Annotated in this window: 29 protein-coding genes; 8 read left to right on the plus strand and 21 right to left on the minus strand. The window is 36.4% G+C overall.

Annotated features, from left to right (window positions below; genetic code table 11):
* Positions 1-17: 17 nt before the first annotated feature.
* The 6 genes from Bccel_RS22070 to Bccel_RS22095 all read right to left on the minus strand — a co-directional run bounded on the left by Bccel_RS22070 (position 18) and on the right by Bccel_RS22095 (position 5,448).
* Positions 18-785: an energy-coupling factor ABC transporter ATP-binding protein gene (locus Bccel_RS22070; protein ID WP_036935772.1), complete on the minus strand. Its 768-nt coding sequence runs from the start codon at positions 783-785 to the stop codon at positions 18-20.
* A complete protein-coding gene (cbiQ, locus tag Bccel_RS22075; RefSeq protein WP_036935770.1) occupies positions 786-1,595 on the minus strand; it encodes a cobalt ECF transporter T component CbiQ in 810 nt (269 codons plus the stop codon). It lies immediately after the preceding gene.
* An 8-nt stretch (positions 1,596-1,603) separates the two neighbouring features.
* The gene (locus Bccel_RS22080; RefSeq protein WP_036935768.1) at positions 1,604-2,683 is read right to left on the minus strand and encodes an energy-coupling factor ABC transporter permease; all 1,080 of its coding nucleotides are present in this window, start codon (positions 2,681-2,683) and stop codon (positions 1,604-1,606) included.
* Positions 2,684-2,931: 248 nt separating this feature from the next.
* Positions 2,932-3,927 carry a M23 family metallopeptidase gene (locus tag Bccel_RS22085; RefSeq protein ID WP_050753729.1) on the minus strand — a complete coding sequence of 332 codons (996 nt, stop codon included), beginning with the start codon at positions 3,925-3,927 and terminating at the stop codon, positions 2,932-2,934.
* 110 nt (positions 3,928-4,037) lie between these two features.
* Positions 4,038-4,814 (minus strand): ABC transporter permease, encoded by a 777-nt coding sequence (locus Bccel_RS22090; RefSeq protein ID WP_036935766.1) that lies wholly within the window; start codon positions 4,812-4,814, stop codon positions 4,038-4,040.
* Positions 4,798-5,448 (minus strand): ABC transporter ATP-binding protein, encoded by a 651-nt coding sequence (locus Bccel_RS22095; protein ID WP_036935765.1) that lies wholly within the window; start codon positions 5,446-5,448, stop codon positions 4,798-4,800. Before Bccel_RS22095 ends, Bccel_RS22090 begins: the two co-directional genes overlap by 17 nt.
* Positions 5,449-5,662: 214 nt before the next feature.
* Here Bccel_RS22095 and Bccel_RS22100 point away from each other — a divergent pair, with 214 nt between their 5' ends.
* Entirely contained in the window at positions 5,663-6,040 is a 378-nt protein-coding gene (locus Bccel_RS22100) for a BPSL0067 family protein (RefSeq protein WP_036935763.1), read from the plus strand.
* Positions 6,041-6,087: 47 nt separating this feature from the next.
* Here Bccel_RS22100 and Bccel_RS22105 read toward each other — a convergent pair whose 3' ends face one another.
* Both Bccel_RS22105 and Bccel_RS22110 read right to left on the minus strand, forming a co-directional pair.
* On the minus strand, positions 6,088-7,620 hold the full coding sequence (locus Bccel_RS22105; RefSeq protein WP_050753730.1) for a serine hydrolase: 1,533 nt from the start codon (positions 7,618-7,620) through the stop codon (positions 6,088-6,090).
* 213 nt (positions 7,621-7,833) lie between these two features.
* Positions 7,834-8,751: a hypothetical protein gene (locus Bccel_RS22110; RefSeq protein WP_050753731.1), complete on the minus strand. Its 918-nt coding sequence runs from the start codon at positions 8,749-8,751 to the stop codon at positions 7,834-7,836.
* A gap of 413 nt (positions 8,752-9,164) precedes the next feature.
* Between Bccel_RS22110 and Bccel_RS22115 the strand changes: the two genes are divergently transcribed.
* Together Bccel_RS22115 and Bccel_RS22120 are read left to right on the plus strand one after the other, a co-directional pair.
* Positions 9,165-9,863, plus strand: a complete 699-nt coding sequence (locus Bccel_RS22115) for a response regulator transcription factor (protein WP_036935762.1) — start codon at positions 9,165-9,167, stop codon at positions 9,861-9,863.
* A gap of 4 nt (positions 9,864-9,867) precedes the next feature.
* Positions 9,868-11,334: a HAMP domain-containing sensor histidine kinase gene (locus tag Bccel_RS22120; RefSeq protein WP_036936061.1), complete on the plus strand. Its 1,467-nt coding sequence runs from the start codon at positions 9,868-9,870 to the stop codon at positions 11,332-11,334.
* 89 nt (positions 11,335-11,423) lie between these two features.
* On the opposite strand, the gene Bccel_RS22125 is transcribed toward Bccel_RS22120, so the two are convergent.
* The 8 genes from Bccel_RS22125 to Bccel_RS22160 all read right to left on the minus strand — a co-directional run bounded on the left by Bccel_RS22125 (position 11,424) and on the right by Bccel_RS22160 (position 19,228).
* The gene (locus Bccel_RS22125; protein ID WP_036936057.1) at positions 11,424-12,239 is read right to left on the minus strand and encodes a CheR family methyltransferase; all 816 of its coding nucleotides are present in this window, start codon (positions 12,237-12,239) and stop codon (positions 11,424-11,426) included.
* A 189-nt stretch (positions 12,240-12,428) separates the two neighbouring features.
* Positions 12,429-14,282: a methyl-accepting chemotaxis protein gene (locus Bccel_RS22130; protein WP_036935759.1), complete on the minus strand. Its 1,854-nt coding sequence runs from the start codon at positions 14,280-14,282 to the stop codon at positions 12,429-12,431.
* A gap of 46 nt (positions 14,283-14,328) precedes the next feature.
* On the minus strand, positions 14,329-14,820 hold the full coding sequence (locus tag Bccel_RS22135) for a chemotaxis protein CheW (RefSeq protein WP_036935758.1): 492 nt from the start codon (positions 14,818-14,820) through the stop codon (positions 14,329-14,331).
* A gap of 304 nt (positions 14,821-15,124) precedes the next feature.
* Entirely contained in the window at positions 15,125-15,460 is a 336-nt protein-coding gene (locus Bccel_RS22140) for a hypothetical protein (RefSeq protein ID WP_036935756.1), read from the minus strand.
* A gap of 33 nt (positions 15,461-15,493) precedes the next feature.
* Positions 15,494-15,904, minus strand: a complete 411-nt coding sequence (locus Bccel_RS22145; protein ID WP_036935754.1) for a YjdF family protein — start codon at positions 15,902-15,904, stop codon at positions 15,494-15,496.
* A 273-nt stretch (positions 15,905-16,177) separates the two neighbouring features.
* Positions 16,178-17,359, minus strand: a complete 1,182-nt coding sequence (locus Bccel_RS22150; RefSeq protein WP_036935752.1) for a macrolide family glycosyltransferase — start codon at positions 17,357-17,359, stop codon at positions 16,178-16,180.
* A 22-nt stretch (positions 17,360-17,381) separates the two neighbouring features.
* Positions 17,382-17,930: a PadR family transcriptional regulator gene (locus tag Bccel_RS22155; RefSeq protein WP_036935750.1), complete on the minus strand. Its 549-nt coding sequence runs from the start codon at positions 17,928-17,930 to the stop codon at positions 17,382-17,384.
* A 179-nt stretch (positions 17,931-18,109) separates the two neighbouring features.
* Positions 18,110-19,228, minus strand: a complete 1,119-nt coding sequence (locus tag Bccel_RS22160; protein WP_036935748.1) for a phosphoserine transaminase — start codon at positions 19,226-19,228, stop codon at positions 18,110-18,112.
* A gap of 372 nt (positions 19,229-19,600) precedes the next feature.
* Between Bccel_RS22160 and Bccel_RS22165 the strand changes: the two genes are divergently transcribed.
* The 5 genes from Bccel_RS22165 (at position 19,601) to Bccel_RS31755 (ending at position 22,449) form a co-directional block, all read left to right on the plus strand.
* Positions 19,601-20,077, plus strand: a complete 477-nt coding sequence (locus Bccel_RS22165) for a MarR family winged helix-turn-helix transcriptional regulator (protein ID WP_036935746.1) — start codon at positions 19,601-19,603, stop codon at positions 20,075-20,077.
* The gene (locus Bccel_RS22170) at positions 20,074-20,586 is read left to right on the plus strand and encodes a flavodoxin domain-containing protein (RefSeq protein WP_036935744.1); all 513 of its coding nucleotides are present in this window, start codon (positions 20,074-20,076) and stop codon (positions 20,584-20,586) included. The genes Bccel_RS22165 and Bccel_RS22170 overlap by 4 nt, the downstream gene beginning before the upstream one ends.
* Positions 20,587-20,670: 84 nt before the next feature.
* On the plus strand, positions 20,671-21,552 hold the full coding sequence (locus Bccel_RS22175) for a hypothetical protein (RefSeq protein ID WP_036935742.1): 882 nt from the start codon (positions 20,671-20,673) through the stop codon (positions 21,550-21,552).
* Between the two features lie 28 nt (positions 21,553-21,580).
* Positions 21,581-22,117, plus strand: coding sequence for a DUF6544 family protein (locus Bccel_RS31750; RefSeq protein ID WP_242857041.1), 537 nt, complete (start codon positions 21,581-21,583; stop codon positions 22,115-22,117).
* On the plus strand, positions 22,093-22,449 hold the full coding sequence (locus Bccel_RS31755; RefSeq protein WP_242857042.1) for a DUF6544 family protein: 357 nt from the start codon (positions 22,093-22,095) through the stop codon (positions 22,447-22,449). The genes Bccel_RS31750 and Bccel_RS31755 overlap by 25 nt, the downstream gene beginning before the upstream one ends.
* A 21-nt stretch (positions 22,450-22,470) precedes the next feature.
* Here Bccel_RS31755 and Bccel_RS22185 read toward each other — a convergent pair whose 3' ends face one another.
* The 5 genes from Bccel_RS22185 to Bccel_RS22205 all read right to left on the minus strand — a co-directional run bounded on the left by Bccel_RS22185 (position 22,471) and on the right by Bccel_RS22205 (position 25,177).
* Positions 22,471-22,746, minus strand: a complete 276-nt coding sequence (locus Bccel_RS22185; RefSeq protein WP_036935738.1) for a TfoX/Sxy family protein — start codon at positions 22,744-22,746, stop codon at positions 22,471-22,473.
* A gap of 25 nt (positions 22,747-22,771) precedes the next feature.
* A complete protein-coding gene (locus Bccel_RS22190) occupies positions 22,772-23,398 on the minus strand; it encodes a hypothetical protein (RefSeq protein WP_242853034.1) in 627 nt (208 codons plus the stop codon).
* A gap of 165 nt (positions 23,399-23,563) precedes the next feature.
* Positions 23,564-23,866, minus strand: a complete 303-nt coding sequence (locus Bccel_RS22195; RefSeq protein ID WP_036935736.1) for a Dabb family protein — start codon at positions 23,864-23,866, stop codon at positions 23,564-23,566.
* 133 nt (positions 23,867-23,999) lie between these two features.
* On the minus strand, positions 24,000-24,683 hold the full coding sequence (locus Bccel_RS22200) for a class I SAM-dependent methyltransferase (protein WP_036935734.1): 684 nt from the start codon (positions 24,681-24,683) through the stop codon (positions 24,000-24,002).
* A 32-nt stretch (positions 24,684-24,715) separates the two neighbouring features.
* Entirely contained in the window at positions 24,716-25,177 is a 462-nt protein-coding gene (locus tag Bccel_RS22205; protein WP_036935732.1) for a pyridoxamine 5'-phosphate oxidase family protein, read from the minus strand.
* Position 25,178: the final 1 nt, after the last annotated feature.

Consider the following 25,178-nt stretch of genomic DNA (forward strand, 5'->3'; position numbering starts at 1 on the left):
TTCCAATTTCATTCTTTTTATTTCTCACTATTTTTAGCCATACCACATTTAGGGCAATTCTGTAGAGAAAGAGGAACTTCCAGCCCGCAGCTATCCAAAAGCCTGCTGTCAGTTAAAATGTCCACGGCCAGTCCATCAGCCAATACCTTCCCATCCTTAATAATAACAATCCGCTTGCATATATCCATCAACATATCCAGGTCATGGCTGGTAATAATCTTTGTATGCTCGAATCCCTTCAAAATACCCATGATCTTTTTTCTTGACCTATGATCGAGTGCAGAAGTAGGTTCATCCATAACCAGTATATCTGGTGTCATGGATAGTACCGTTGCTATAGCTGCAGCACGTTTTTCCCCACCTGACAGCTTGAAGGGTGCACGGTCTTTCAAATGTGTTATACCAACCAGGTCCAATGCATAAAGTACCCTTTTTTCCACATCCTTCTCATCAAGCTTATAATTCCGGGGTCCAAATGCCACATCATCATACACCGTAGGCATAAAAAGCTGATCCTCAGGATCTTGGAAGACCATACCTACTCTTTGCCTGATAAATGGCAGCGTCTTTTTATTTACAGGCACATCACCTACAATAATCTCTCCCTTATCGGGAAAGATTATTCCCATCAGCAGCATAAGCAAGGTGGATTTGCCTGCCCCATTTGCCCCTATAATCCCAACCGACTCTCCATGGCCGACACTGATTGATATGCCGTCTACAGCCTTATGCCCGTCAGGATAGGAAAAATGCAAATCTCTTATTTCAAGTTTATGATGACTCATCTAATAAATCACTCCTGTAATCATTGAACCTATAAGCACAGGTAAATCAAACATTCTCACCGCTGCAAAAAATATCACCCAACAAGCCCAATATATATAATCCCTTAATTTTATTTTTGAAACACTTCCAGTGTTATATTCCCCTGTAAATCCCCGGGTACACATTGCATGATAAACCCTCTGTGCCCTGTCAAAAGTCCTTATGAGAAGCTGTCCCGAAAATGAAGCCCATGCATTCCTATGTATGCCCTTCTGCTCTGGAGCACGCAGTGAGTAAGCCCTTAGCATCCTTCCAACCTCTTCGGACAAAACCGATATATACCTGTATGTCAACAACAACTGAAGTACAAATAATCTTGGAACCTTCAACATTCTTAATGCACCAGCCAGTTTGTCCATGCCTGTTGTAGCTATAAGCAGCAATGCAGCAGTAACAGTCAACAATGACTTTATAAAAATAGAGCCGAATGTGATCCATCCCTTTGATAACACAATCTCACCAATAACAAATGTTTGGCTGTCAAAAAGAGGATTTAATATACCAATACCTATAATAAAAGGTTCCACAATAAGAATTCTTTTAAATATAGGTGCTTTTGGAAGATCTGACACAGTAATAATTGTCACAGGATATAAAAAGAATGGCAGAAGCCTCCCTATTTCATACCTTCCAAAAGACATTACAACAGCTATAAAAATAACCGTAGTAATGAGCTTTACTAGAGGATGTATATTGTGTATGATAGATTCTCTGCGTGCCAGATCGTCCATATGCCTCATACTATATAAAGAATTCACAATGCTTGACATATATCTAATCAAATCCTTGATTTTAAATTTATTTTCCTTTTGTTTAAAATGCTTGCAACAAAGCCCACCAGTACCACAAATCCAAGGGTTACAGCACCGCCAACAATACCTGAAAAACTGGTGCCTGTGTTTACAGAGCCCCAATCACTGCTGTTTTGAGATTGGCTTTCATTTTTTGCAGCATTTTCATCAGCTGCCTTTTCATCTTTGGTTTTAAAACCATAATCGGGTAATACTGCAGTTTTACTTTGAACCTTAGACATGGTCTTGTGAATACCATCCGATGTTTCGATTTCCGGTTTGCCTGAAGTCTTAAAAATAGACCATTCAAGACCGTCCGGGTTGGATGAAGCAAACCACGAAAGACATCCCCCGATAATCAAAACCGAAACACAAAGTCCTATCAAGGTTTTCTTTAATGATACTGCACCCAGCTTTTCACCTGAAGCTGCTTTTTCCAAAATCTCCGGCCTGGAATTCCATATAAAGGTCACGACAGCTGCAGTAACAAAACCTTCAATTACTCCTATTGCAAGGTGTATCGGCTGCATAAACATCACAAAAGTTTTAAACGGCAGCTCTGTTTTACCAGATAAAACAGCCTCAAGAACAACGCTTAAGGAACCCATCTGCAGTCCCAGTACCGACGATATCAGTGATGCTATTAGTATTCGTCCGGAACTTACAGCCTTTTTAATAAAACTCTTATAAATAAGCGGGTATGCAATAAAGCAGGTATAAAAACCCAGATTAAATACATTACATCCGTACGCTAAAAGTCCTCCATCACCAAAAAGAAGGGCTTGAATTAGCAAAATGGATGCCATTGTGAGAAATCCCCCATAAGGCCCAAGCATTATTGCCAGAAGCAAACCTCCTCCAAGATGCCCGCTTGATCCTGTTCCGGGTATTGAGAAATTAATCATTTGTGCAGCAAATATAAATGCACCCATTACACCCATTAAGGGAATTTTCTTTTCATCCATCTCATTGTGTACTTTTTTAATTGAATAAGCTGCAGCTGTAGTAGTTGCAGCCATCATAGTTCCACCAACCAGCGGTGAAATCAATGCATCCGCCATATGCATGTTATCGACTCCTCTACAAAATAATAAACCCAAAAAGGGCGAATTTAAAATTTAGTCCCTTCATGGGTCTGCTCTGCAGTCAATTTGATAATCGGAATAACTAAGTAAGTCATTCCTTGATTATATAAAAATCAATTAATTTTACATAGTAACCTTGGGAACCTTCATAATTCCATTATTATGTTTTACTATATCACAGTTTATATAGTTTTTCAATTGTGCATAAGAACATAGGAATATATTGCTTTCTACTTGAAATAAACCTTATTTTTTACCGGGAAGCTGCCATTAAAGTGAATAGGCACCCCTATATAATTTGTACCATCATTTTTCCATACCTGAATATGCAGATGCGGTATAGTGGTGTTACCACTGTTACCAATCTCCCCTAAAAGCTGTCCCTGCTTTACCTTATCTCCTGCCGCAACCTTTATACTATCCCTTTTCAAATGATGCAATGCAACATAATAATTCTCATTAAATTTAATAACAACATTATTGCTTGGAGCATAAATTTCATTCTTTGAAGGTTTAAGATCCTCATTTCCATCCTCTACACTCCATACCTCTCCTTCACATGGGCTATATAAAGGTTCAGAAAACATCTCGTATTTGCTTAAGTCTTTTGGTAAATCATTATTAAACAAAAAACTCAGTGTATTAAAACAAAAACCCAATTTGTTCAGCTTAACAATATCTGTTGAAAACTTATTAAGTGTATCTTCTTCTGTTCCAAACCCCCAGGCATAATAATGGTAATTCGCCAGATAGCTTGAGGCTCCATTGCCTCCCTGTATTACAGCATAGGCCCCGTTTTTTAACGGAAACATCATCTCGATGGGTTTTTCATCATAGAAGAAACCACTTATTCCATTTATGCTTACATATCCCATAAACAATATCGAAATAATTCCAGGGACAACAATAGCTATGCCTTTTATAGTTATAACATCAAAAAATCTAACTCCTCTGACCTTCATAAACGCCATAACCGCAGCAGCCAAAAAAAGCATCAACAGAATATAATTTGTGTAATAGCCAATTGATGTTTCCCTGTAAGGTACCCAAAATAAAGCTAGAATAAAAGTTCCTATCCCCGCTGTCTTTATTAAGAGTCCAAATTTACTTCTGTTTTTGGATTTCCATAACCAAAGTGTGAGGAAAGCCGGTAAAACCAGATACAGAAACAGCTCTACATAAGTGCTTTTTAAACAATTACCTACAAATTCGAAGATACCATTCATTTTGATCCATCCCTAATTAATTAGATTAATTTTTTTAATAATTATAGCCATTCCCTATTAACTACACGTTCTGTATTACTCATTTTACATCTGATGACTTTTATTTACATTCAAAATAGTTGATCCTGTTTATTAAAGAAAGTACGATAGCCCAGCTGCAGCATTATTATAACAGAAAGAGCCACACTTCCTAAAATTCCAAGCATGATAGCAATCTGGTACGCAATAGCTGTAGTAGGTGAAGTTCCTGATAATATCTGACCTGTCATCATACCGGGCAGAAATATTATCCCCATCCCAACCATCTGGTTAATCGTAGGCATAATCGCTGAATCAAAAGTATTATCAATAATAGCTTTTGTAGCCGTTTTAGGCGTTGCACCAAGGACCAAAGCTTCCTCAACCAAGTCCCTCTGGATTGTCATACCTTCAATTAGGGATTTTACAGCCAGAGACACACCTGTCATTGAATTTCCAATAATCATTCCGGCTATCGGTATAAAGTATCTCGGGTTATACCAGGGCGAAATACGGACTACAACCAGCAAAAAGTATATGAGGCATGATAAAGTGCCTATTGACAATGAAAGGATAATAACTTTCTTTAAAGGAATTGATAGCTTGCCCTTATACCTTTTTAAAACCGTAAAAACTGCAAATGCTTCCATAAGCACAATTATTGCTCCAGTAGCAACGGGATTGGGGTTATCAAAGATGTATACCAGTATGTACCCTGTTAATATCAACTGAAGGCTCATTCTTACTGATGATATCAATATCTCCTTTTCCTTCTTTATACCTCTTATCCTGACAATTACAAGCACCATCAATATAAATATGTACGCTAAACCAACCTGTATGGCTGTAAGATTAATTATTCCGTCCATTATCAAACCTCCGTTTAACTCTCCCTTTGGATATCTCAATGATAACATGGGAATATTTTTCGGCAATTATTTTAGAATGGGTTACCATTATAATGGTCTTATTTTGACTTGCTGCATTTTGGACTACCAATTGAATAATTGCTTCCTCTGTTGCATCATCAAGTGCAGACGAAGGTTCATCCAAAAGATATACCTCAGGATTTAAAAGAAGCACCCTTCCAATGGCAAGCCTTTGCTTTTCCCCTCCTGATAGGACATTCGCCGGACTATCCAGATCCTTAGAAAGCTTCACCTGTTCCAATATCTTATAACAATTATCGTCTGTTGGCAGCTCCAACCCCTGAAATTTGAACCCCATAGAAAGATTATCCCTGACGTTCCCATCAAAAATGACAGGCTTTTGTGAAAGCATAATAACATTTCTTCTATGGGAAACTGAATTAATGTTGTTAAGGTTTGTGCCGTGATACAATATTTTCCCCTGGGTTGGAGATATCATTTTATTCAACATCTTTAGTGCAGTTGATTTACCGCTGCCGCTCTCACCAATTAGGGTTGTAATTTTACCAGATTCTATTGATAATTCAGGTATATCCAATATATCTCTATATTTCGCATCAATAAATTTAAACATCTTCGCAATCCTCTTTTCCTTAAGGATTTTGTGCTTTTTAACAATTATAATTCATCCATTACAAAAATCATAGCATTTTGATAAATAATACTTTTATTATAGATAAAAGCCATTATATATGCTCTGTTTGACAGCAAAAAAATTGTAGTATAAAATTGAAATAATTTAAAGTGAATGGACAAGCATTTATCCATAGAAAAGGAGAATACACGAAATGCCTTATATTTATAGTAGTGCTGAATCACTTGTAAACCATACAAAGGCAGGCAGCGGCCAATGTGTTGCGTTAGTCCAGATCTATGCTGGAGCACCGCATGGTGCAAGTGAAAATTGGAAGCAGGGAGTAAAAGTAAGAGATAATACAGATATAGCAGTCGGTACTGCCATAGCAACCTTCATTGATGGACGATATCCAAACCTTCGTACCGGAAACCATGCTGCATTATATTTAAGTCAGGATAACAGAGGAGTTTGGGTAGTCGACCAGAATATTCCCAAATATAATGGAAAGATAGGTAAGAGGTATATAAGATTTAAGGGAGGTGTAGGCTCAGCATCTAATGATGGTGATCAATATTATGTAATTGAATAATGCTAGCCTGTTCCTCCTCAACCCCAATATTTTAATTCATTTTGTTATTATGCAGCCTGCTGCAAAACTTGGCCTCCATCATCTTCAATCCTCTTTGCCTGAATACTGGCACCGTTTTGATTGATAATCAAACCTTCTAACCTATCATTAGTATCCTTAACGAAAGTAATCTGTGCATCAACAATCCTATAGAAAAATTTAGTATCAGACTCTGGGAATACTTCTATTTTTTCCTGCCCGGTAATTTGTGCATAGACATGATTTTCTTCCCTGGTTATAATACAATACAATCCCGGTGCTATTTCATAATTGCCAACAAGGCCATCTATTATTTCCGCATCTAAAGTTATTGCCTTCTTTTCAACTGGTAGGTCTACTTCTTTTCCTAGAAGTATGGAGTTTATGTCACTTTTAATTTTAAATATACCAGAACCGTTTGAATTATTATTTGTGAGTATTATAATACCTGTGTTTCTCTCAACATATCTGGAGATAATAGAGCTAAAACCTAGTAATGCCCCATCATGAAATATTTCCTTATCCTTTCCTTCCCCTTGTATAACCCAACCATATCCATAATATCCTATAGCTTTTGTATCAACTTGAGGAGAAAATATCATATCCATAGTCTTTTTGCTAGCCAGTTTGCATGTATAAAGAGCTCTGTCCCAAATAAACATATCACCTACAGTAGAATATAAACACCCTGCACCATATGTAGTTTTGAATGTCAATAAATCATCTATCGGCTGAATATCAAGATATCCTACATATCCAACAGTATCAATCATCTTTTTGCCCTTCTTATATAATATTCCAGTATTTTTCATTTTCAGGGGTTCAAAAATGTTCTTGTGCCAATAGCTATCAAGGCTTTTACCTGTAATTTTTTCTACAATGACCCCAAGCAAAAAGTATCCTGAATTACTGTAATTCCAATTCTCTCCCGGATTAAATTCCAAAGGTTTGTTTTTAAACAGGTTCAATATTATATCTTCGCTTACATTTTCCGGATCAAGAGCCCAATACTCAGCCAAATTTGTGTAGTTGGCAATACCTGATGTATGGGTTAGCAAATGATGAATAGTTATTTCCTCACCACGAGGAAAATCTGGGAAATACTTTATAAGCTTGTCATCAAGCTTCAGTTTTCCTCTTTCTAATAGCTGCATAATAGCCATAGCTGTAAACTGCTTTGTCATTGATCCTATCGCAAAACGAGTTGATGTTGTATTTGGAATACTATTTTCATAATTCGCCATGCCGTAGCCTTTTGCCAGTATAACCTTACCAGCCTTTTCTACTAAAACCGTACCATGAAAGTTACTGTTTTGGGCAGCAGCATTCAGATACTTCTCAATATTCATTTTTATTTCCCGTTCATCTTTTGATTTAGAATTCCGGCGCTTGTCCATAATCTTATTAAAACTGCTTATTCTAGCATATTCCTTAAAGCGTTCCGTTTCCGAAATATGAAATTTGCTGTTTTTGCCGGCCTTATTTCTAGAAGCACCAGCAGCAATGGGAATACCCAGTACCATGACACCTGCCACCAATAATGCTGTAAGTCTTTTAAACATATACCTCACCCTTTCAAAAAATTATAATCAGTATGAAAGTCATTGACCTTTTCATATAGCTTTTAACAATTATAATCTACTATTTACCAAAAAACAAATTCATTTTATATTAAACGCAAGAAATTCCATATAACAGAAAAACACCCGCATATTCTTGCAGGTGTTTTTCTAATATATAAATACATCGGAAGGAGTTATTATTAATTTACTTTATTATCGAGCCGGTGTTGCTTTAGGTGTTTCTTTAGGTGTGGTTTCAGTTGTTGAAGGTTTACCAAAAGATCTATTTTTATGCATTCCCATGTGCTTTCCTTTACCCTGTGGCATTGCTTTTATTACTGCATCTTCCTGTGCCTGGGTAATAGTTCCTGCCTTTACCAACGCATCCAACGCTTCTTTTATATCCTTCTTGGCTTCCCTTGCTGCTTTTATTGCATTTTCTATAGCTGTTTTCTGTTCACTTGTTATTGTTTTTGCTGTTACAAGCTCATCCAATTTGTTATTATGGAATCCCCTTGGACCTCCTTTACCTTGCAACATTGCCTTTATTACTGCATCTTCCTGTGTCTGTGTTATGGTTCCTGCCTTTACCAGTGTATCCAATGCTTCCTTTACGTCATTATTAGCTTCTCTTGCTGCCTTTATTGCATTTTCTATTGCTGTTTTCTGTTCACTTGTTATTGTTTTTGCTGTTACAAGCTCTACTAACTTGTTACTATGGAATCCTCTTGGACCTCCTTTACCTTGCGGCATTGCTTTTATTATTGCATCTTCCTGTGCCTGGGTAATAGTTCCTGCCTTTACCAGTGTATCCAATGCTTCCTTTATGTCCTTATTGGCTTCTCTTGCTGCCTTTATTGCATTTTCTATTGCTGTTTTCTGTTCACTTGTTATTGTTTTGTCTGTTACAAGGTTTGTAAGGCATTCTCCCTTCATCTTATAAAAATCTTGGGATCCTCTATGACCTTTTCTGTTCATGCCCTCTTTGTTAGGCAGTCTACCTTTTTGACTGCTTGGAGTTACTGTAGCTTTTGTTGGAGTTGGAGTACTTGTAGTATTAACCGCAAATACGCTCGTTGCTATTAAGCATGCTGCAACTGTTGAAGTTGCAATAATTCTTGAAATCTTCATAAACTTTAGCACCTCTTTCATTTAATATCATATTTTTTAAGTAATCACTGATATAGTAATTTATCAACTGGGTAAAACTTTTGATATGGAGTGAAATTTATTCTAAGACCTCCTTTGCTTTAATATTAATACTTTTAGAAATTAACAGGATTTAAATTTGAATCCTGCATCATGATATTATTGTACTTCAATCTTAAAAGATAAATCCCCGCTAAAATGAGGCAGAAGTTAGTCAAGAAATGTCAAACATAGAAATGAAGCTGAAAAAGAGTTATTAGAACCTCAACTTATTGAAGCTGTATGTTTTAGTAATTTTTCCAATACACAAATAGTGTGGCAAAAATAAGGCATAATTGACTAAGGCCTGTTATTTTGCCATGTTCATGATAAAATATATATAGAGGTGAATATACATGGCTGATAAAAAACTAATCTATATAGCTGATGATGAAGTTAATATTTGCAACATAATAAAATCCTTCTTGGTAAAAGAAGGATTCGAGGTAGAAACGTTCAATGACGGACGTACTATACTCGATGCATTTAATGAAAAACCTGCCGATATGCTGGTTATAGATGTTATGATGCCTGAATTGGACGGTTTCTCCCTTTGCTCGGCAATCAGGCAGAAAAGCACTGTACCTATAATAATTGTATCTGCAAAAGACACCGAGCCGGATAAAATAGCCGGTCTTACTTTGGGAAGTGATGATTATCTCACAAAGCCATTTAGTCCAATGGAGCTTATAGCAAGGATTAAAAGTATTTTTCGCAGAATTGAACTGGACAAGACAAAATCCACACAGTCAGGAATACTGTCAGTAGCTGATGTTGAAATAAATACAGATTTAAAACAGGCATTAGTCGGAGGAAAAAACATAGGACTCACAGGCATGGAATTTGCACTTCTTAATTATCTTACCGAAAACAAGAACAAAGCTGTAAGCAGAAGTGAACTTCTTGATAAAATATGGGGCTTCGAAAATGAAGTCGAGACAAGGGCAACAGATGATATGGTAAAAAGAATCCGCAAGAAACTTGCAGACAGTGGATCCAGTTTAAAAATAGAAACTGTATGGGGCTTTGGATTCAAAGTTGAAGAAAAGGATTGATCTTATGAAGAGAAACACCATAAAATGGAGGATTTTCAAATATAATATCGCTGTTATAGCTGTTCTGATAGCACTGACGACAATAGTATTCAATATAGCAATCCGGTTATATATTGAAAGCGATGTCAAAGAACAGTTAAATTCCATAGCTTCTCGAGCTGAATCAACAACCTTACGCAGAGGTCCAGACTTTTTTTCCAAAGAGGGTGATAAAAGGCCTCATCCAAAACTTCAAGGAAATCAAAATACAAACCGACTGGAAAAAAATGATCCATTCAGGTTCTACTTATCTTTAGACCGTTCATTACGTGAGCAGGCTTCTTTGTTAAATGCAGATTATATTTTGTTAGATAGCAATAACAACCCAATAATTTCTATTGATGGTGAATACTTCAAGATGCCTGACAATATATTAGATAAATTTACTAAAGCAGTAGAGGTACTGAATGATAAACCAATGCAACAATTTATGGATTTTAGTCTGGACGGCACTTCATATATAGCTATAATAAAACCTGTTCATAATAAAAACGATTTCGGTCTGGGTTGGATAGTTATCTATTCCAGCATGAAGAAGGTCAATCAATTACAATGGGTAATTAACACAATACTTTTAGCCATTCTCATTTTATCAGCACTAATAATAAGCATATTTTCGTCTCTTGTGGCAAGGAAAATATCCGCCCCATTTACTTCTTTAAACAAACATATTGGAGAAATTGCAGAACGTAATTTCGGAAAAAAAATTCATATGCCTGTAGACGATGAATTGCAGGATTTTGTCAACAACATAAATACCATGTCTGAAAAACTCGAGTCATATGATAAGGCACAGAAGACATTTCTTCAAAATGCTTCCCATGAGTTCAGGACTCCTCTGATGTCCATCCAAAGCTATGCAGAGGGCATCAAGTATGATGTTGTGGAGAAAAACAATGCCTCGGATATCATAATAGATGAAACAAAGAGAATGACCCATCTTGTAGAGGATTTGCTTTATTTGTCACGACTCGACACCATTGAGGAAAACTATCGCTTTGAGAGCCTGAATTTCGGTGAGCTAATTAACAGCTGCATTGAAAGGATGAGTGTTATAGCTATAAAAAACAATATAAATATTACTTCAGATACAAAAACAGGTGATTTAATAATAAACGGAGACTTTGAAAAACTCTCCAGAGCATTTACAAATATTATAGGCAACTGTATCAGGTATGCCAAATCCACAATACATGTAAGCTCCAAATTAGTTGAAGATGACATTATAGAAACCATAATAAGCGATGACGGACCTGGAATTGATAAGGACGAGCTACCCAATATTTTTGAGAGGTTTTATAAAGGAAAAAAAGGGCATTTCGGTTTGGGGCTGGCTATAAGCAAAAATGTGGTAGAAAAGCACAACGGTATAATTTCAGCAGAAAACTCCAGTAATGGTGCAATGTTTAAGGTCAGCCTCAGGGTATTGTAATTCAATAAAATTTGTGATATGAAGTCCGTTATTTATATTGAATTACAATTCTTACAGGAGTATCAGAATCACATCTATCGTTTTTTCATCTACCCCTTTCTGTAAACAGCAGGCAAAATATATTTAAATTTTGTTTCTTCACGGATCAACGACTCTGAGTGACCTATAAACAGGTAGCCTCCCGGTTCCAATAAATCATAAAATTTATTTACAAGATCAATTCTTGTTTTTAAGTCAAAATAAATCATTACATTTCTGCAAAATATAACATGGAATCTGTTTCTGAAAGGAAAAAACTCCTGCATAAGATTGAATTTTTTGAAAACAACCTCTTTTTTAAGCTTATCGGCTATACTACTATTTTCTTCATTAAACTTTATAAAATAATCCCTTTTCCATTTTTGCGGCAGTGCTTCAATCCCTTCATTTGAATAAATGCCATTAAAAGCTGTTTCAAGGACTTTTGTAGATATATCTGTTGCCAGTATTATTGTATCCCATAAGCCTTTTTCAGTTCCAAAATACTCATCTATAATCATGGCAATTGTATATGGCTCTTCGCCAGTTGAACATCCGGCACTCCATATACGCAAATCTTTTTTTGCAGATTCTGCTGCTTCCAAATATGGGAGTACTGTGTTTCGGAAAAAGTTAAAATGCTCCGGCTCCCTCATAAAATAAGTATGGTTTGTTGTTAACTTATTTATCAAGGTAGTTAGTGCACTTCCGGTTTTGTCAGACAGGACAAATTCCAAGTATTCAGAGAAGCTTTTAAAGCCGCTTTGCTCCGCATAATTCTGCAATCTTCCAATAACTAATGCTTTTTTGTTAGAAAGATTAACTCCGTATTTTGTTTTAATTAAATTCACCAGCTGGTTAAATTCTTTTTCTGTTATAGGCATCATATTTTTCACCAATCGATTGTTGGACAAGAGGATCACCTCTTATCCAACAAATTCTATATATTTAGCTCAATCATTACTTTAGTAATGTTGAAAATATAACTTCCGACAAATCTTCGCTTACGTGTTCACTTAACTCGTGAACACCCGCTCAGAATCGGAAGTAATATTTCAATCATTACTTAACATAGATCAATACTTCCCGAAGTTATTATCCTCTAGAGATATTGTTGCTTTTGGGGATATCTCCTTTGAATGGTTATCTCCTGCAGAAACACTACTTAATTGATCTAAATGACTGTTAACCTTCTTTTTTTCCACAATATTTTCTATCATACGAACCATATCGGAGTTTAATCCGCCGTCAAAACCTGAATTGGACTTTACTTTGCTAAGACGGAATCTGCTGACTGCACTTTTTAGAAGTTCTGCCTGACTGGATAACTCTTCACTTGCAGACGCACTTTCTTCAGCTGTTGCAGAATTGGTCTGAACAACCTGTGCTACCTGTGAAATTGCCTGGTTAATCTGTGCTATGCCTGATGCCTGCTCATTTGACGCAGCTGCAATATCTCCAACAAGTTCAGCAGCTGTGGTTACTCCATCAACAATCTTATTCAAAGCCTCTGCCGTATTATTTGCAATTTCTGTTCCTGTTTCAACTTTTTTGATTGAATTCTCTATCATCTCTGTAGTTTCCTTTGCCGCATTTGCACTTCTTGCTGCAAGATTTCTAACTTCCTCAGCCACTACAGCAAACCCTTTGCCGTGCTGTCCTGCCCTTGCTGCTTCGACAGCTGCATTTAGTGCAAGTATATTGGTCTGAAATGCTATCTCGTCTATCACTTTAATTATTTTGGATATATTAGCTGATGAATCGTTAATTTCCGCCATGGCCTTAACCATCCCCTGCATCTGGCTGTTTCCCTGTACCGCATTTTCTTTTGCAGTTAATGCAAGTTGGTTTGCCTGATTGGCATTTGCAGCATTTTGTTTGGTCTGTGATGCAACCTGAGTCATGGAAGAGGTTATTTCTTCAATGGAACTGGCCTGCTCGGTAGATCCCTGGGACAGCATCTGACTGGAAGCAGATACCTGTCTTGCTCCTGCAGCAACCTGATCCGAAGCCGAACTGATATTGGAAAGTATTTCATTGTTTGTCTCTATCATTTCACTAAGTTTTTTACCGAGCAGGTCATTTTCCGATTTAACCTTCACCTTAACTGTTAAGTCACCTGCTGCAATTTTCTCTGCTGCAAGTGCCTGTTCACGGATATTTTCCACCATTCTTCCAAAAGATTGCAAAAGGCTGCCGATTTCATCCTTAGAAGTTGCCTCAACATTCACATTTACATCACCAACTGCAAGCTTGTCAGCCGCTTCAACCATCTTTCTTATAGGGTTGCTTATAATACGTGATATGAAAAGTCCAAGCACTACAGCCAGCACCATTCCTACTCCTATGAATATAATCATCATTAAAACCGCTTGATTGGCAGTCGCTGAGTTTTCATCCGACCTCTTTGCGGCCTCATCAAGGTTTAACTCATACAGTTTGGTTATTGAATCATCAATTTTTGTAGACAATTCTCCAAATTCTCCTTTTGTCATTTCCAATGCTTCTTTGTCATTATTAAGCAATGCTAAATTAAGGCATTCAGCACGAAAACTTTTGTACTTTTCCATAGAAGTTCCAATGTTATCAAATTCCTTTTGCTCAGCATCAGTAGTTATAAGTTTTTTGCACTCAGCTAAATTGTCATCAACCTCCTTATCATATTTTTTTATATTTTCCATGTATGTATCAAACCCACTGTCATTAGCTATTATATATATAATAGTAAATCTTACTCTTTGGAATTGAACAGCCGCTTTTTCCAGATAACCAAGTGGCACAGTGTTTTGCTTATACATCTGAGTATAATCATTATCAATTGACTTAATATTAATAACACCTGTGACTCCAACAACACCAGCAATCATTGCTACAACAACAAATCCTATTACCAGCTTTAAAGATATTTTTAAGTTATAAAACCATTGCATGTTGGCATGCCTCCTAATATTTTATATTTAAATTGATGAATCATATTTATTCAATGCTATTTAATCCTGGCATTTCAAAATCACTCAGCAGTTTTTCACAATCCAGTATAAGCTTCACATTGCTATCAACCTTACCAATGCCTTTTATATATTTATTTTGCTCATTGGATATATTCGGAGGCGGAACAATGTTTTCTTCAGTGATTGACAAGACCTCAGCTACATTGTCTACGATTAATCCCACACAAATACCATTTACTTCAATCACTATTGTACAAGTCCTGTCATTATACTCCTTTGTCTCTTTATTAAATCTAAGTCTTACATCAATGACCGGGATAATCTTTCCTCTGAGATTGACAATCCCTTTTAAATAACCTGAGAACTCAGGCACCTCTGTAATTGCTTGCAATCCAATAATTTCAGTTACATACCTTATTTCTATCCCATACTCTTCCTTACCCAGTGCAAATGTCAGGTATTTATCCTTCTGGGTATTTTCACTAACTCCTAAAACTTCTTCCAATACTTGTGCCATTTAAATACTCCTTTCATTGGAATAATAGTTATAATTAGCCTTCTAAATAAGTTACAATAGTTTATCGTACACAAAGTCAAATCTTATAACACTTTTTTAATAATCATATAAATATATTTAAAACAGTAAGTGTTTACTAAGGTCTGTATTTGTATGTATTATAGCTAATCACTACTATCGGTGAATATAAAAGGATCAATTGACAGTCTCTATTATTATCGTGATAAAAAAGCAAAGCAATAATTAAGGGGTGCCGGTATTAAACTACTTAAACCCGGCACCCCTTAATTTCCAATCCCAATTGTTAATCTTCAATCTTTTTCATTTCCCAGACCGTTCCCTTAGGATCAGGACAATGCAGCTTAAAAATCCTTCTACCCTTGCCGTTCCAAGACGGAAACCCCAATGTTACCCTCCATATATACAGATCAAGCACATGTAAAAGAGCGGTACAAACACCTTCGGGCTTTTTATAGGGATTTTCATAAATAAAACTATCACCCAGACAATGCTTGCACTCTTCGTACTTTTCAACCATACGTATTTCAACCCTGCCTAGTTTTTTCCACATCTCCTTATACCCATTATGGTCCTTAATTTGATTTAAGTCCAAATTGAGATCCAACCTTTGACTATCCATTTAAATCGGCTCCTTTATATTAGATAAAAGTGATTAGTGTCCCTTTTTTTTCTCTTTCTTTTTTTCCTGTTTCATTTCAAACTTAATCTGTTTTAGTTCTTCCTTTTTTTCTTTGGAAGTCTGTTTTCTTTCCACTTTTTTAAGTTCATGCTCTAGTTTCATCACCTGCTGTGCCTTTGTACCCACACCAGTCTTTGCCATTTCCTTCTTAACTATGCGATGAAGCCTTTTAGGGTTAATCTTCTTTTCCTCCCTGCTATCAATCTCAATAGGTCTGCTAAAAACCAATTTTGAGTAGTTTTTAAGCAAATAGAAATAAACCTCATAATCTTTTGGTTCTGCACCAAAAACAACTTTGGAGGTTTCAAGCATCCCATCCTCGACTCTCTCAAAAACGCCAACCCAAAAAGGTTCTTCAAAGAACACTGTAAGTTTAATATGCATTTGTATTTCCTCCTGTTAAGGCATGATTGAAATATTACTTCCCGTTTTGAGCGTGTGTTCACAAGTTAAGTTAACTTAGAAAGCGAAATTATCCGGGAAGTTATGTTTTCAATATGCCTAGTTTGATTATAAAGAGAAGGGACAACCCCAGGAGGGCAGGTTACTGACAGGAATACTCCTGCATCCGGACTACCAACCGGATCGTGTTTTTATCTCTTAATATATATTATAAATTATTCCAATTAAGTACGTCAAAAATATTTTATCAAATGTTTATATTTGTTTTATAAAATCAAGTATATGTTTTGCTGCTGCCTTATAGCCTCCTGCCTCTACGAATGACCTACCTATCTTAGAACTGCTTGCTTTGTAGCTTGTATCCGATAAAACAGTTTTAACCGAATTCTTCAAAACCTTATAAGTTATATCTTCCATCTTGAGCTCCAATCCAGCCCCCAGCTTTACCAATTGTCTGCTGACCATATACTGGTCATTAACCTGCGGTATTGAAATGACCGGCACACCATAATATAATGCCTCACTCACACTATTAAGCCCACCATGACAAATAATCACATCAGCACTTTTTAAAACCTCCAACTGAGGTACATGATTCCTTACTACGAAGTTATCCGGTATCTCACCTAACAAACCTATATCAGTTTTATTTCCTACCGACATAATTACCATGCAGTTTTCACCCTTAAAAGCTTCTATTGACTTTTTATAAAAATCCATACACTGGTTAATTATTGTACCCATGGATATGTAAATAACCGGCTTATTCCCCACATCTTCAAGTCTGAAATCCAGCCTATCTTCCCTTTCTGCTATTGATGGGCCGACAAACCTGAAGCTGTCATCAAAGGTCTCCCATTCGGGCTGAAACATTTTTGATGTATAAACAATATTAAGAGTCTCCTTTTTAAAGAAGATATCCATTATATCAAGCTTTTCAACACCCCAGTCAGCAACTGTATCTTTCAGTTTTGTGTATATATTATCCAACTGAGGATTAAAACCTGGCTGGAACATATGGGATGGCAGCGGGATCCTGTTCATGGCAAAGGAAGTACAGGAGCATATTGCAGGAATATTCAGCAACTTTGATAATACATTTCCTGCCCCAAACATAGAATCATGTATTATGTAATCATAGGCTTCACCCTTGGTCTTTTCAATTACAATGGGTACAGCTGTCCTATCCATTTCCAGCATAAACTCTATCAATGTATAAAAAGGGTGATCTCCACTGGGTTTAAATCTCTGGAAAAACTCGTACATTCTGCTTCCATAATCTACAAAACGAGCCCCTGCAGCCTCAATCTTCTGCTTAAACTCCATTGTAGAAAAATAGCAAACCTCCTCACCATTGTTTACTAATTCTCTAACCACCGGCAGGGTGGGATTTATATGACCATGGACATTTCCATTTACAAAAAGCACTTTTGCCATATTGACCTCCATAATTAAAGCTTTATTCATGCCTTATAATATTCTCTATAGTCTCTTCGCACCACTTAAGTGCCGCTTCCGATGCGACAATTCCATAACGCAGCGGTGCCAACCAATACGCATATTGAGGATGTTTTTTGGCATTCTCATCATTTAAAAAGGACTCCTCCATTTGCTTATACTCCTTCAGCTTGGATTCGTGGATCTTCTTAACTTCTTTCATCATCTCAATAACATTTTCCTTAGGTATATAATTTCCGAAGGACAGCTTTAAAAGCAACTCTGAACGAGGCGGTTGAGGCTCAAAGGGTTGCATCAACCACTCACAAAATTCCTTTCTGCCTTTATCGGTAATTTCATATATCTTTCTCTTGCATCCCTCACTACTGTCACTCAAATTTATAAGACCTTCTTTTTCAAGCTGGCTTAACACCGGATAAATATGTCCGAAGTTCTCATTCCAGAAATGTGAAATTGTCTTGTCACAAAACTTTTTAATATCATACCCTGAACAAGGCTTCATACTTATAACGCCAAGGATTGCATATCTAGTTTTATTTTTTATTGCCATTAGTATTCCTCCAAATAATCAGGTTATATCAGTCTGATATAACCTGATTATATATCAAACTGATATACTTTTCAAGTTATTTACTTAATGATCTATTACACAAAGGAATTTTTCTTTATATAAAAATAAACCACCTCGAAAGGTGGTTTATTTTTATATTTTATTTATAATATTTTATATTAAGACTTTGTTACTTCACCATAAGCCCATTCAAGCCACTGAAGCATGCAAGCTACATCTTCCTTATTTACTGTAGCACCGCACCAGAAGCGCAATCCTGCAGGTGCATCCTTGTAAGACTTGCAATCGTAAGCCGCACCTTCTTTATCCAATAATTTAACAAGAGCATTTAACTGATCCTGATCAAGCTTTATTTTTAAGCAAACCGATGTGTTGGAGCGAATATCCTTGCTTACTGGAAGGAAATCAATCCAATCATGGGTTTCAACAAACTTTTCTATTTCATTTAAGTTCTCGTTGCTTTTTTTGATCAAGCCTTTGAGCCCGCCTATTGAATCTGCCCACTCCAAAGCTTTTATATAGTCTTCTACGCACAACATGGATGGAGTATTGATTGGAGAACCTTCAAATATATCCATCATAAGCTTATCTTTCTTCCTCAATTGGAGAACCTTAGGCATTGGCCATGGTGGCATATAAGACTCTATGCGTTCTACAGCACGAGGCGACATTACTAACATACCATGAGCTCCTTCGCCGCCTAAAACCTTTTGCCACGAAAAAGTCAAAACATCAACTTTGTTCCATGGAATTTCCATTGCAAAAACAGCTGAAGTTGCGTCAACTATAGTCAATCCTTTTCTGTCATCCGGAATCCAATCACCATTTGGTATTTTTACTCCACTTGTTGTCCCATTCCATGTCATTACAACATCATGATCAAAATTGACTTTTGAAAGATCCGGCAAGTATCCATAATCTGCAGAAATAGATTGCATATCCTCTATTTTAAGCTGGTTTTTAACATCATTTGCCCACGTTTTGCCAAAGGATTCAAAATTAACAACATCAACACCTCTTGGACCCAAAAGGTTCCACATTGCCATCTCTATAGCACCTGTATCTGACCCTGGAACCATGCCAACTATATAATCATCAGGAATTCCAAGTATTTCCTTTGTTTTTTTAAGGGAATAATTAAGCCTCTCTTTCGCAATTCCGCACCTGTGAGATCTGCCTAAAAGTGCACCATTCAAAATATCGAGCGTAAATCCCGGATACTTGGAACAAGGACCGGAAGAAAAGTTGGGATTTTGGGGTTTAACAGCAGGTTTCATATAAAATCATCCTCTCGTTTTATGTTGAAAATTAAGTAATTACATGAGAAGTTATTAATCTTTTCACATAATTACTGTTCTTTTAAATTATATTGCAGCAAAAGCTATATACATGCATTTCCCATTTGACCACACAGAATATAAAAGCTGTAAGCTGTATGTAACCATCTCTTACAGTATATTTAAGTTTTTTAATTAAATCAAGCACTTTTAATTTTTATAAATTGTTCCTCCCATTATCCTATCATAAAATACCATTTTATGCTATTCCAAATATAAATCAAAATCCTATTGACAATTATTCAAATACGTAATATATTACTTATATAAGGTAATATATTACGTATTTGAGTGAAAGGAGATCTGTTACATATGGATGCTCTTGATAAGCAAAAATTTATTTTCGGAAGTCTGTTTCTTCTTGCAAACAAGCTGCAAGTCATTGGTGATCAGCATTTGGAATCCGAAGACATGACCATAAAGCAATGGTTTCTAACTGTTATAATATCACAATTTGGAAGCAATTCTCCAACACTCAGTGAGGTTGCACAGCTTATGGGAAGCTCACGGCAGAATGTTAAGCAGCTAGCTCTCAAGCTCCAGGAAAAAGACTTCCTCAGTATAGAAAAGGATGATCAGGATGCACGGGCAACCAGGCTCAAACTAACACAAAAGAGTCAGGATTTCTGGGAAAATCGCGAGGACAAGGATCATAAGTTTTTAGGAGAACTTTTCCATGATTTTGACATGGAAGAACTTACATTAATGTATAAAGGATTTAATAAGCTTCTCAATCAAATTGAAAAAATGGAGAAGTCAGGTGTGAGAATACAGGAGGTAGAAAAATGAGTATATTGATAGTTTATGCAACCAAACACGGTACAACAGACAAATGTGCTTCCTTGCTAAAAGAAAAACTTAATGGAGAGGTTTCCCTTCATAATTTAAAGAATTCTTCAAAGCCCGACCTTTCCAAATATGATACAGTCATCATCGGCGGTTCAATATACGCAGGAAGGATTCAGAAGGCAGTAATCGAGTTATGTACACAAAATATTAGTTTACTAAAAGAAAAAAAGCTTGGTCTTTTTATATGCTGCATGTTTATGGACTCAGCTGAAGCACAACTTAAAAATGCTTTTCCCGAAGAGCTTCTGAATAATGCAACAGCCAAGGAAAGTTTCGGCGGAGAGATGATATTCAGCGATATGAATTTCTTTGAAAAGACATTAACCAAGATAGTGTCAAAAACACTTGCAAAAAACGACCCCAAACTTTCCGGTATAGACTCAAAGAAAGATGTATCAATGATTATGGACGATAACATCAGAAGGTTTGCACAACTTATAAACAGTTGATAATAAGATGATATTTTTTACACCTTTAGGTAATATATTACCCAAATGGACTAAACGCATTAAAAGTCAGAAAGGATGTTTTAAATGAAATACAGCAAATACATATCCATTCTTGTGATATTCATAGTCGCCTTATCGCTCCTAGCTTGCCTTTGGGGCATAATTACCAACAGCAATGAAAAGCTTGGTGAGTATGATTTCAAGAGCATACGAGGCGAAACAATAAAAATAAACGGCAGCGGGTTGTATCGCTATGAATCTGCTGATCAGAAGTTATCATTAAAGGTTCATGATCCCATTACATTGTTTTTGGGTGTTCCGCTTCTAATAATATCGCTAATCCTAGCCCTAAAAAGAAATATTAAAGGCAGGCTGTTGCTCACAGGCACCCTGGGATATTTCTTATACACTTATATTTCCTATGCCTTTTTAAGGATGTACAATGAGCTGTTCCTTGTCTATGTAATGCTGATGTCAGCCAGCACTATTGCATTTATACTATGCATGATGTCATTTGATATAGAAAAGTTTTGCTCTTATGTAAAACCCAAAATGCCGATAAGGTTTATTGGTGGCTACCAGATATTATTAGCAGCGGGCTTAATGACTACATGGCTTCCTGGCATTATGGATTCACTGGCTAATGGAAATCCTCCTATTGACCTTGATCATTATAATTCATTGGGGTATGAAGCTTTAGATCTTGGTTTCATTGTACCGGCATTGATAATATCAGCCATTTTGGTGCTAAAGAGAAAGCCTTTGGGCTACCTGTTATCTTCAGTTATCATAATGCTCTCAATATCGATGAATCTTTTGATATCAGTTCTTACAGTTTTTCAGGTACTCGATGGAATGGAGATGCCAATACTTTTAATGGTCATGTTCCCTATATTCACTGTGATTACAGGCATATGCCTTGGTATGCTTCTTAGAAACATCAAAGAGCCTTCAAATTCAATTTGAAATTTATAAATTTAAGGAGGAAACTTTTATGAGTAAAAAATATATTTTAATGGCATTGATTATATTGATTGCCGTAAGCATACCCTTTCTTATTTACAAATCCCAGGACCTTGCCAGAACCTATAAAAAAGAAGCACAAAGAGCTCTAGAGCGTACCTCGAGGCTAGATAAAAGCATATTAAAGGTATCGGATATTAAACATTTACCTGAGCCGGTACAAAAATATCTTAGGTATGTCGGTATTATAGGAAAGGAAAAAGTATATAACTTTAGAGCTGTTACTGACGGCCAAATGAAAATGAATCCCAATAAAGATGAGTGGTCCGATATAAATAGCGAACAGTATAATTTTTTTGATGATGAGCTAACAAGATTGTTTTATATGAAAGTCAATATGTTTCATATTCCCGTACTTGGTCTTCATTCATATAACCGCAAAGAAGCAAGAATGCACATTAAAGCTGCAGGCATTTTTACCGTTCTGGATGCTAAAGGTGAGGAAATGAGAATAGGTGATACCACAACACTTTTAAACGATATGTGCTTTTTTGCCCTGCTGCCCTGATAGACAACAGAATAAAATGGGAAACCGTAGACTCAAAGACTGTTAAGGCCATCTTTGAAAATGAAGGCTGTAAGATATCTGCGTTGTTATACTTTAATGATAAGGGTGAGCTGATAAACTTCGTTAGCCATGACAGATTCTTTACTCCCCTTGATGGATCACCCAGCAGAAAAGCTCAGTGGTCTACACCGGTAAAAAATTACAAGGAAATAAACGGTCTTATGCTTCCCGGTTATGGGGAAGCAGTGTGGAATTTCCCTGAAGGAGATTACTGTTATGCAAAATTTACCGACATAAAGGAAGTAAAATACAACTGTCAAAGCTTTGAATGAACGAGTAATTTCTTGTAATAATTAATTTTCGTTCTTTTTGAAAGAATCAAAAAATTTTTTTAGATCCTGTTTTGTTTCACTGCTTAAATGATGCCATCTGATACCTTGAATTGCACCCTCAAGGCCACAAAGAGAGGAAAAGCAGGTATCTCCTTCAAGCAAGTGAAGCTTTATAAAAGCTTCCTTGCTTCCGGTTTTCATAAAAGTTTCAACATCATAAATTCCAATGGAAGCAAGCCGTTTTTCCATTTCTTTTCCTATATTGGGCAGTTGGCTTAGTCTCTCAATTTTCTCCATAACCACACCTCTAGTATGTATTAGTCTATTCTCCTCTTAAAAGCTTCAACACCTGGCTTTTTGCTTTTTTATCTAAAATTCCGCTTGTCATTGCATTGCTGATATAAACATCTATTTCATTACTCTTATCGTATTTGTTAATCTCTGCAAGCACATTAATAATGTCCATAAGAAGGATTTTTCTCTGTGTCTCCTTGCGTTCTGAAATATCTATTGCCATAAGCTTGTCTGCAACTTTTCGGCAAAGCTTCTTTTTCCAAGGTATAATCTTGGCAAGACTCTGGACACATTGGCGTGCAGTTATAGGCTTTTCATCATCGCAAAACGAAAGATACAGGCCAATATCTTTTTCAAGCCTTCCGGCATCATCCCACCTTGCATTTTCAGCCATCAACATAATACCTAAACTTCTCTGATATGAGTTGGTACTGGACAGCTTCTCCAATAAAACATCCCAAAAGGGATAGACATCACTATACATGTTTGATCTTTGCTGCAAAAGCAAAAATGCATTGTACCTTATTTTATCATCCTTCTCGTCAAGCCATTTTATAAGCTGCGGTAAATCATTAGATCCAATGGATTCAGCAGCCTTCCCCATATTATTTTTGTCAAAAGACATCAGTTTCTCAACCGTTATAATTTCAGCCAACCCCCTTATTTTTCTTCAGGATGCCGTTAAAACTGTCTTTATGCTTTCATGCTCATTTCAAGTTCTCCTTAGTCATGATCAAAAAATAACCCTCCATATCATAACTCATATACAGATGATATCACGCCAAACATGACACAAGGATGTCATATTTAATAATACCTATTAAATTTCATAATCAACTACTCTTCGCTCAATTCTAGCCTCAAGAATAAACGGCATAACCGCCTTGTGCTCCGGGTGTGCCTGATAGTTTTCCAGATCAGCCCTAGTAGCAAATTCAGAATATAAAACAACATCTGAACTGCTATCAGTGAGGGAAAAATCTATCCCCACCTCAATATTAATCATTCCAGGTATTTTGCCACGTAAGTCTTCAAGCATGCCCTTTATTTTAATTGCATTTTCCTGTTTGGAACTACCATGGGCCGTTTCTTTCAAACGCCACATAACAATATGCTTTATCATAAAATCTTCCTCCCTGTTTCCTAAAATATCGTATTTTTCTTAAAATTACTTAAACTAAACTTCTTTACTATATGTTTTGCAATAATCATTTTACACTTTTAATTATTACAAAACATTTTAAACCCAAAATGTATTACTTAATCGCGTAGAAACCAGCCTGCATATAGGAAGTCCAAAGTACTTCAACAACTAAAAATCCTACCTCCCTCAACAAACTAAGGTGCTCCTCTATAGTGATAGGGTAATATTCCTGCCCAAACCTGTGAACATGTTTTTCTGCTTCCTCCATGCTCTTTCCACAAGACATCTGAAATCTCTTCCATCTATCCAAACCAACCTTGATACCTGAAGCAGTAAATGGGCTGATATTCTCATATGTAATAAATACCCCTCCAGCTTTTAACATCCTGAAGCAGTTCTTTACTGCTGCTTCTCTGCCGTCCTTATCAAGATAGTGATGAGCCTGTATAGCTGTTATTATGTCAAATTTCTCATCAGGAAACATCAAATTCTGAGATGACACAGCTTCTAATATTTCAACCCTATCATTCCCCTCAGATAAAAGCTTTTCACGGGCAATGTTAAGCATCTCCTTTGATGGATCTGCAAGAAAAAACCTGGTACTTTTAAAATCACCTAGTGCTGAAAGCACAAGCGTGCCTGTTCCGCACCCTGTGTCAAGCCATTTTTCAATCTTAGGTTTTATTGATTTAACAAGGTCTATTGTCTCTGCGTGAATTTGCTCATAATTTGGAATGGTAGCCCTTATCTTTCTGTCATATTCTCCTGCCATATGTGCAGTCTTATTATCATTCATTATACGTATACCCCTCCAAGCCCAATCAGTACTTAATACCCCGACTTTTTGCCAGTAATAGTATCAATTTCCAACTTAATAACAAGAGTCCTATCCATAACCTCATTAGGATAGTTAAAACCCGACCTTCCTGAATATCTCGTCATTATAGCATCTAAAGCTGCCCTTTTCCCTTCATAGTCACTAATAAAAAATGCAGACCCCGTCCCAAAAACACTCAAATATTTTGTTCCGCACCTGCAGGCCTCTTTATCAAGCAGCAGTTCAACATCTTTATCTACTTGGAAAGCCACTTTATTATTTTTCTTTAATATATCAATTTTTCTTCCTTCCTTTGCAGAGTGCATGTATATTGCCCCATCAGCATATGCATAATTCATGGCTACAAGGTAGGGCATGCCTCCATCAACCATGGCTATCCTTATAACTTCTGCTTCTTTTAGTATCTTTTCAATCATGCTAATGTCTGTTATTTCCTTATCTTTTCTTCTCATT

This window comes from Pseudobacteroides cellulosolvens ATCC 35603 = DSM 2933 (genome assembly GCF_001262605.1).
In the GTDB taxonomy this organism is placed as follows: domain Bacteria; phylum Bacillota; class Clostridia; order Acetivibrionales; family DSM-2933; genus Pseudobacteroides; species Pseudobacteroides cellulosolvens.